Origin of the sequence: Streptococcus parasanguinis, assembly GCF_001074805.1 — a bacterium.
Taxonomy (GTDB): Bacteria; Bacillota; Bacilli; order Lactobacillales; family Streptococcaceae; genus Streptococcus; species Streptococcus parasanguinis_A.
This window is the reverse complement of the sequence record NZ_JUPI01000148.1, coordinates 1-7,642: the sequence shown is the minus strand read 5'-3', so window position 1 is coordinate 7,642 and position 7,642 is coordinate 1. Positions and strand designations below refer to the sequence as shown.

The window sequence follows — 7,642 nt, the reverse complement described above, 5'->3', positions numbered from 1 at the left end:
GTGGCGCTGCAACTGGTTCTTCCACAGGTGCAGTTGGTGCTGCGACAAACTCTGGGGCTTGTGATGCTTCTGGAACCACTACTTCTTCTTGAAACTCTCCAGCAGCAAGTGCTTGAGCAATTTCTTCTGCACTAGCAGAACGACCATTTACGGCTTCAAAATAATCCAGCCAATCTTGTTTTGACATATTTAATCTCCTTAACTATTGTTCATACTAGGGTATTATACAAAATTTCTGAACCATTTTCAATGAAAGACTGGAAAATCCCTATGATATCTTTTGAAAAACATACAAATCCTATACATTTTTAGAAATTAGTAAAGAAAAAGACCTCTTTTCAGAGGTCGTAGAATGTAGACAAACTATTTTAAAGTAAAATAAGTTAAGCTATTCTACAAAGAAATAAAAATGAGTTCCAATTTTAAAATCGATTCAAAAAAATACCAAAACTTTCCGCTGTGAGTAAAGTGCCTGAAACAATAACGTTTCAGGCACTAGGAATTATTGAGACCTTAGGCTTAATAATTAGTCTTGGAACTTCGAAGAAGTTCGCTGACGTCCGTACTCACCTAAGGAAAGTTTTTAATTTGATTTTATCTTTAATCTGAGATCTCTTTTCAGAGGTCTTTTTTTAGGATTCAAATGCATCCATGCCACCTTGGACGTTGGTCACATCATAGCCTTGCTCTTCCAAAAATTGGCAAGCACGTGCTGAGCGTCGACCAGACTTGCAGATGACATAATAGGACTGATCCTTCTCTAATTCCTGGTAGCGATCTGCTAACTCAGATAGGGGAAGAAGACGAACTCCATCTAAATGAAGCACATCAAACTCCTCCTGCTCGCGTACATCAAGAACGTGTAAGTCTCCTTTTTGATAAGCTTGGTAAAAGCTTGAAAATAGAATTTCTTTCATGATTTCTCCTATATAGTATGTTATGGAAGGGTCAGAATTTCATAGTTAAAGCTAATTGAATCTAAAAATCGGAACAAGTCTTGGGTTTTAATAAAGATGGTTTTTTCATTGGTATTGGGATGGAAAGTCATGATCTCCTCTGACACAATGTCTTTATCGAAATAGACTCGAATATCTTTTTCTTCATTGTTTAATAAACCAAATGGAGAAACCGTTCCTGGAGGTAATTGCATTTTTTCAGCTAAAGAATCTGCTGAAGCCATGCGGATCCGGTTGGCTTCCACTTGCTCTTTGAAATCATCCATATCCAATGGTTTCTTGTCGTCCATGATGAGAAGATAGAATTGGGTTTTCTTCTTGTTGGTCAAAAACATGGACTTGGTCCGCACACCTTCTAAGCCTTCAATGTAAGAATCGGCCTGCTCAGTCGTGAATGCAGGTGGGTGTTCCACTACATCAAATTCGATCCCAAGTTCTTCTAATTTGTCTTTAACTTGTTGGTATGCCTCCATCTTCGATCTCCTTTATTTTTGAATGATCTCTTGTACTAATGATTGCAATTCTGGCACTACCTCTGCCTCAAACCAAGGATTCTTAGCCATCCAGATTTGATTGCGAGGGGAAGGATGAACTAGTGGAAAATAGGTTGGCAAATAGTTCTTAAAATGCTGAACCCGTTCGGTTACCTTGCCACTAACCTTTTCATGAAGGTAGTAAGCTTGCGCATATTGGCCAATCAGAAGGGTCAACTCAATATCCGGACACTCCTTGAGAAGTTGAGGATGCCACTTTTCCGCAAAACCTTTGCGAGGGGGAAGGTCACCAGATTTTCCATGCCCTGGGAAATAAAAGTCCATGGGAATGACTGCAAACAAACCAGAATTGTAAAAGGTGTCTTCGTCAACTCCTAACCATTCGCGCAGGCGGTCACCACTCTTATCCTTCCAATAGAGTCCCGCTTCCTGAGTCTTAAGACCAGGAGCTTGCCCGACAATATTGATACGAGCAGTTTTTGGAGTTGCAAAGAGTGGCTCAATCCCTCTATCCGTATAAGCTTTATTTTGAGGGTCTGCCATAATGGCTTGTTTAATAGTTTCAATCCTTGACATAAGTACTCCTTCTATGGAAAAACTCAGCCAGAAAAACTGGCCGAGTAGTGGATTATTTGATTAATTCGTAGATGGCTTCCGCGTAAATAGCTGCTGCACGATAGAGATCTTCAACATCTGCGAATTCATTAGCTTGGTGCATGGTATTGACATAATCTGGGAACATAGCACCAAAGGCAACACCACGTTTCAAGAGGCGACCAAAGGTACCACCACCAATCACTTGTTCGTGTCCTTTGAGACCAGTTTGTTTTTCATAAACACGCAAGAGAGTGGATACCAATTCATCATCCATCGGAACATAGTGAGGTGTGTGACCATGGGCTGACAAGCTCACTGTAGCCACTCCTTCGATCTTTTCAAGGATGGCTTTGATGGTTTCAGGATCTGTTCCTTGAGGGTAACGGATATTGAGGGCAATGGTATTGTCTGCTTGGCTTTCATCAAAATGGAAGACCCCTGCATTCATGCTCAATGGTCCCATTTTGGCATCTGTATGAGCAATACCTAATTTTTCACCAGCAAAATCTTCGTGAAGAAGCGAAGCTGTCACATGAAGGTAAGCCTTAGCAGCGCCACTAAAATCAAATTGGTTCAACAAGAGCGCTAAGTAGGTTGCACCATTGATCCCATCTTCAGGAGTTGATCCGTGAGCCGATTTCCCAATAATCGTAACGGTATAGGTTTCTTCATCCACAGTTGAGATTTCATACTGAAGCTGGTGTTCCTTGGCCAAGGCATCTAAGAGGCCAGCAAGATCTGGAAGTTGTCCAGAAACGACTGCCGTCGCTGACTCTGGCACCATATTTTCACGAAGGCCACCTGTAAAGCTATGAAGTTTAGCCTTCCCAGTATTGTCATTTCCAAAATGAAGGTACTCCGTAATGTTTCCTTTTTCCCCATTGATGATTGGGAATTCCGCATCTGGAGAGAAGCCAAAATCTGGCTCTGGAAGACCGACATGTTTGAAATAGTAGTCCATGTCCCCCCATCCTGATTCTTCATCCGTTCCGACTACAAAACGCACGCGCTTAGAAACTGGAAGTCCTAAGTCTTTAATGATCTTCAAACCATAGTAGCAAGCCATTGTAGGCCCTTTATCATCAGATGAGCCACGCGCATAGAGCTTGCCATCGATAATTTCAGGTTTGTAAGGGTCTGTCTTCCAACCACTACCTGCAGGCACGACGTCCATATGGGCAAAGATCCCAAGCTCTTCTTCTCCTTCACCAAAGGTAAAGTGACCGGCATAATTGTCAACATTCTTGGTCTCATAGCCATCACGTTTGGCAATTTCCAAGAATTTTTCAAGAGCTTTTACAGGACCAGGTCCAAAAGGATGCTCTGCATCTGCCTTGCTGTCATCGCGTTCAGAATTGATTTCCAAGAGGCTGTATAAGTCAGCCATCATCTCATCGCGACGTTTTTCTACTTCTGCTTTAAAGTCAACTGTTGTCATGAATTCCTCCTCGATCTTCTATTTGCTAATTGGCTTAGCGTTTGTCAATGATTTCGTCCACTGGTAAGCGATAGCTCGGCTCTACTTTTTCAGCCGCATAGCCAACCGTAATCAAAACTTCTGGACGGAAACGCTCTTCGATGTCCAATACTTCATTGATTTTTGATTTATCAAATCCCAAAATAATATTGGTTCCAATGCCTTGGTCCGTCAAAGCCAATACCAAGTTCATAGCCACAAGACCGGCATTCAAAGCCAAGTAATCGCTTGTCTGTTGGGCATCATAGCGTGCAAATTCAGCAGGAAGGTTTTGCATAAAGTATTGCAACTGCTCGTCTGTGAAGTTTTTCACCCCACCGACACGCGCAATCTTGCGAGCTCGTTTTTGCAAATCGGTATCTGTAAAGAGGGCGATGGTCACAGGGGCTTCCATGACTTGATCGTAGTTTGCACCATAGGCTAATTTTGCCAATTCTGCATTTTTTTGACGAACGACCACAAATTTCCAAGGTTGGCTATTGTGAGCACTTGGAGCTAAGGTCGCAATTTCGATAGCTGTCCGTACATCCTTTGGATCGACCGGCTGGTCAGTAAAATGCTTGATCGCATGACGTTTTTTGTTGAGTTCTAGGAATTTCATAGTCAACTTCCTTTTCTAATTCTATTACCTCTATTTTAACACAAAATGAAAGAGCTTGCAGGGTTTTACAGCCCAAGATTGTGAAAAAAGAAGCGGACATTTTGAAGATCCGCCTCTTTTTGGAAAGGTTAAATACATAAGAGATCCACCTAGGATTCATTGGAAAGGTCAAAATAGGCAGCTACTTCCTTGGCATAGTTGTATTTCTCATTTAAGCTAGCTAGCAACTCACTATTATGGCCCCGATAGTTATCCTCTCGTCTCAATTCTTCGTACATTTCAATAAAAGGAAGTTCCTTGTCCTTGCCATCTTGGAGCTCTGCTTCATAGTCATAGGCTACCTTCCGAAATTGAAGGTTGGTCACCCCATCTTCTTCAACATCGATCAGCGCATACTGGGCCCTATGGTTTTGTAGGGGCATCCAGTCAAAATAGGGCATACCAATGGTTCCTGGATTAAGAATCTGCTGGCCCTGACTGCCATAGCGAAGTAACTGTTTATGGACATGACCGTAGATGGCCATATCTGTCTGGTCATCGAGCAATTGATCAAAGTTCTCCGTTGCATTTGCTGGACGCAAGTCCCCACCATAATTCTTTTCTGGCAAGTTGTGGCTTAGTGAAAAGCGAATACCATTGACCTCCTTCTTCTCCACCAATGGAAGGGAGCGAAGCCAATCGATCCGCTTAGGATCTAGTCCTTCCATGAGGTACTGAGTGAGACGAAGAAGCTGGATCTCCTGCGGATCCTCCAGCCCGTACTCGCCATCCAAAGCCTCAAGGACACAATCGTCCCAATTTCCACGAACAGCTGCCGTAATAGGAATCGCATCCAGCAAGTCAGAAAGGTCCTCTCGTCCAGGTCCCGGTAGCAAAATGTCCCCTAAAAGCCAGTATTCCGTCGCGCCTAGAGCACGCGCATCCGCAATCACTGCCTCCAGGGCTCTTGTATCTCCGTGAATATCAGATAAAATAGCAATTCGATGGTTCATTTTAAACTCCTTATGATTGGTATGGTTCAGAATCTTCCGCCACTTCCATCAAGGGACTTGCTTCTGCTTGCTGTCCTTGATGGAGCTTGGCTTGCACTGCCTCCGCGACTGCTCGTGGGATGCCAACTGTGACGATCTCATCAACAGTGGCTTCTTTGATCTTGGTCAGTGACTTGAAGTGCTTCATCAGTAACTGCTTGCGTTTTGGTCCCAAGCCTTCGATACCGTCCAGCTGAGAGGAGAAGGAATTCTTGGACCGTAGCTGGCGGTGGAAGGTGATGGCAAAACGGTGAACTTCATCCTGGATTCGCTGGAGGAGGAAAAATTCCTGCGAGGTGCGCGAAAGTTCGATGACTTGGAGAGGATCGCCGAAGAGTAATTCATGCGTTTGGTGCTTGTCATTCTTTTGCAGACCTGCAATGGGAATATCCAGCCCCAACTCTTCTTGGATGACTTGCTTAGCGATATTGACCTGGCCCTGCCCCCCATCGATAACGATCAGATCAGGTGGCGTCAGGCCATCCCGCATAACCCGGCTGTAGCGTCTGCGAATGACCTCCCGCATGCTGGCATAGTCATCTGGCCCGACGACAGTCTTGATCTTGTACTTGCGATAGTCTTTTTTGCTTGGCTTTCCATTGACAAAGACGACCATGGCAGAAACCGGACTGGTCCCCATGATGTTGGAGTTGTCAAAAGATTCAATGCGCACAGGGATTGGGATTTGCAGAAGTTTTCCAAGATTTTCAATGGCACCTTGGGTCTTTTCCATGGATTTTTCAAGGAGATTGAACTTCTGCTCCAGACTGACACGCGCATTCTTGATGGCTAGATTGACCAACTGCTTCTTCTCCCCACGCTGGGGCTTGAGGACCTTGGTATCCACAAGGGCCTTGACCGCTTCCTCATCAATATCATGAGGGATCAGGAGTTCATTGGGGATCAGGTGAGATTTCTCCTGGTAAAATTGACCCACATAGGTCAAGAAATCCTCGTCCGGATCATTGTAGTAAGGGAAGAGATTGACATCCCGCTCGATCAGCTTGCCCTGACGGACAAAGAAAACCTGCACACACATCCAGCCCTTGTCCACGTAGTAGCCAAAGACATCCCGGTTCTGCAAATCCTTGGCCATGACCCGCTGTTTGGTCCGCAAGGTCCCAATAGCCTGGATCAGATCCCGATACTCGGCCGCACGCTCAAATTCCATGTTTTGCGCAGCCGTAGTCATCTTGAGCTTGAGCTCATCGATAATCTTGTCATCCTGCCCCTTGAGGAAATCAGAAACCTCCTGGGCCATGCCCTTGAAATAGGCCTCGTCCTTGTGGCAGACCGTGTGGGCCATACACTGCCCTAGATGATAGTAAAAGCAGACCTTGGAAGGCGGATTGGTACACTTGCGGAAAGGAAAAATCCGGTCTAAAAGTCGCTTGATCTCATTGGCCGCCCCTACATCCGGATAGGGACCAAAATAGAGGCCACCATCCTTTTTGACCTGGCGCGTGATGATCAGACGCGGATAGCGCTCATTGGTAATCTTGATGAAGGGATAAGACTTATCATCCTTGAGCATGATATTGTACTTGGGCTTGTTCTCCTTGATGAGGTTAATCTCAAGAAGCAAGGCCTCAATATTGGACTCGGTAACGATAAACTCAAAATCCACAATCTCAGATACCAGCGCTTCCGTCTTGGTATCGTGGCTCCCTCTGAAATAGGACCGCACCCGATTGCGAAGATTCTTGGCCTTCCCCACATAGATGATGGTACCGTTCTTATCTTTGTGAATGTAACAGCCCGGACTCGTCGGCAAGAGCTCGAGCTTGGATTTAATCAAGTTGTTCATACTCTCTATTATAGCAAAAAAGAGAGGTCTTGGCCTCTCTGTATTTTATCTGTATTTTCTATATCCGCCTTCACCAAGTCAAAAATAATTATTAAATGGTATATCAGACATCCAATCTCAATCCTTTATCTTCACTTGGCCTTTCTCATATGCTGAATACCAACTGCTATCTGGACTGACATACTCAGGTAATTCCTTTTGTGACTGTTCTCCTGAAAGGGTTAGAAGCCCATCATGTATCAAACAAGTGTACTTCTCTGAGTCTCTAACAAATTCATCATTTTCAGGATCATATGAGTAAGTACGTTCTGAACTCCCTTCCTTCACTGTGATCTGCTCTCCTTCTATTTTTATCCATGAAGTTTTATCTAGTGAGGCTGTTTTAGTAGATTCATTTTTTACTGTCAGATAGTATATTCCATCTTTTAATTTCATCTCATCAAGGTTAATCCTGATAATCCCTATAATCATAAGTGCAGGGATTATCAATAGAAACCATTTCCATTTTTTAGATGTATTTTTCATCAGTAGACATTGCTCCATTTTAAATTTTCGTTACTCTCTATTATAGCAAAAAGAGGGTGGGACAAAAGTCCTAACCTCTTAATTGTTTTTAGATTGTCAAGCAAGACGCAGTGGTTGAGTGGGCTCTACTACGCTGATTTCATCAGCTTTTACA

Annotated in this window: 8 protein-coding genes and 1 pseudogene; all 9 read right to left on the bottom strand. The window is 43.9% G+C overall.

Features of this window, described 5'->3' with window-relative positions; genetic code table 11:
- Positions 1–187, bottom strand: a pseudogene (locus ADI76_RS10465) (hypothetical protein); the annotation flags it as partial.
- A gap of 445 nt (positions 188–632) precedes the next feature.
- A complete protein-coding gene (locus ADI76_RS10460; protein WP_023918326.1) occupies positions 633–917 on the bottom strand; it encodes a rhodanese-like domain-containing protein in 285 nt (94 codons plus the stop codon).
- A 20-nt stretch (positions 918–937) separates the two neighbouring features.
- Entirely contained in the window at positions 938–1,429 is a 492-nt protein-coding gene (locus tag ADI76_RS10455; protein WP_049516395.1) for a prolyl-tRNA synthetase associated domain-containing protein, read from the bottom strand.
- A gap of 12 nt (positions 1,430–1,441) precedes the next feature.
- Positions 1,442–2,026 carry a uracil-DNA glycosylase family protein gene (locus ADI76_RS10450; protein ID WP_049516394.1) on the bottom strand — a complete coding sequence of 195 codons (585 nt, stop codon included), beginning with the start codon at positions 2,024–2,026 and terminating at the stop codon, positions 1,442–1,444.
- 52 nt (positions 2,027–2,078) lie between these two features.
- A complete protein-coding gene (pepV, locus tag ADI76_RS10445) occupies positions 2,079–3,485 on the bottom strand; it encodes a dipeptidase PepV (protein WP_049516393.1) in 1,407 nt (468 codons plus the stop codon).
- A gap of 34 nt (positions 3,486–3,519) precedes the next feature.
- Entirely contained in the window at positions 3,520–4,125 is a 606-nt protein-coding gene (locus ADI76_RS10440; RefSeq protein ID WP_003001591.1) for a nitroreductase family protein, read from the bottom strand.
- 149 nt (positions 4,126–4,274) lie between these two features.
- The gene (locus ADI76_RS10435) at positions 4,275–5,117 is read right to left on the bottom strand and encodes a metallophosphoesterase family protein (protein ID WP_049516391.1); all 843 of its coding nucleotides are present in this window, start codon (positions 5,115–5,117) and stop codon (positions 4,275–4,277) included.
- A 10-nt stretch (positions 5,118–5,127) separates the two neighbouring features.
- On the bottom strand, positions 5,128–6,963 hold the full coding sequence (gene uvrC, locus ADI76_RS10430; protein ID WP_049516389.1) for an excinuclease ABC subunit UvrC: 1,836 nt from the start codon (positions 6,961–6,963) through the stop codon (positions 5,128–5,130).
- Between the two features lie 117 nt (positions 6,964–7,080).
- Positions 7,081–7,488, bottom strand: coding sequence for a hypothetical protein (locus tag ADI76_RS10425; RefSeq protein WP_049516386.1), 408 nt, complete (start codon positions 7,486–7,488; stop codon positions 7,081–7,083).
- Between the last annotated feature and the right edge of the window lie 154 nt (positions 7,489–7,642).

Excerpts from the sequence above, each read along its gene's own strand:
- ADI76_RS10460 (WP_023918326.1), bottom strand. The coding sequence starts at position 917 with ATGAAAGAAATTCTATTTTCAAGCTTTTACCAAGCTTATCAAAAAGGA.
- ADI76_RS10455 (WP_049516395.1), bottom strand. The coding sequence starts at position 1,429 with ATGGAGGCATACCAACAAGTTAAAGACAAATTAGAAGAACTTGGGATC.
- ADI76_RS10450 (WP_049516394.1), bottom strand. The coding sequence starts at position 2,026 with ATGTCAAGGATTGAAACTATTAAACAAGCCATTATGGCAGACCCTCAA.
- pepV (WP_049516393.1), bottom strand. The coding sequence starts at position 3,485 with ATGACAACAGTTGACTTTAAAGCAGAAGTAGAAAAACGTCGCGATGAG.
- ADI76_RS10440 (WP_003001591.1), bottom strand. The coding sequence starts at position 4,125 with ATGAAATTCCTAGAACTCAACAAAAAACGTCATGCGATCAAGCATTTT.
- ADI76_RS10435 (WP_049516391.1), bottom strand. The coding sequence starts at position 5,117 with ATGAACCATCGAATTGCTATTTTATCTGATATTCACGGAGATACAAGA.
- uvrC (WP_049516389.1), bottom strand. The coding sequence starts at position 6,963 with ATGAACAACTTGATTAAATCCAAGCTCGAGCTCTTGCCGACGAGTCCG.
- ADI76_RS10425 (WP_049516386.1), bottom strand. The coding sequence starts at position 7,488 with ATGAAAAATACATCTAAAAAATGGAAATGGTTTCTATTGATAATCCCT.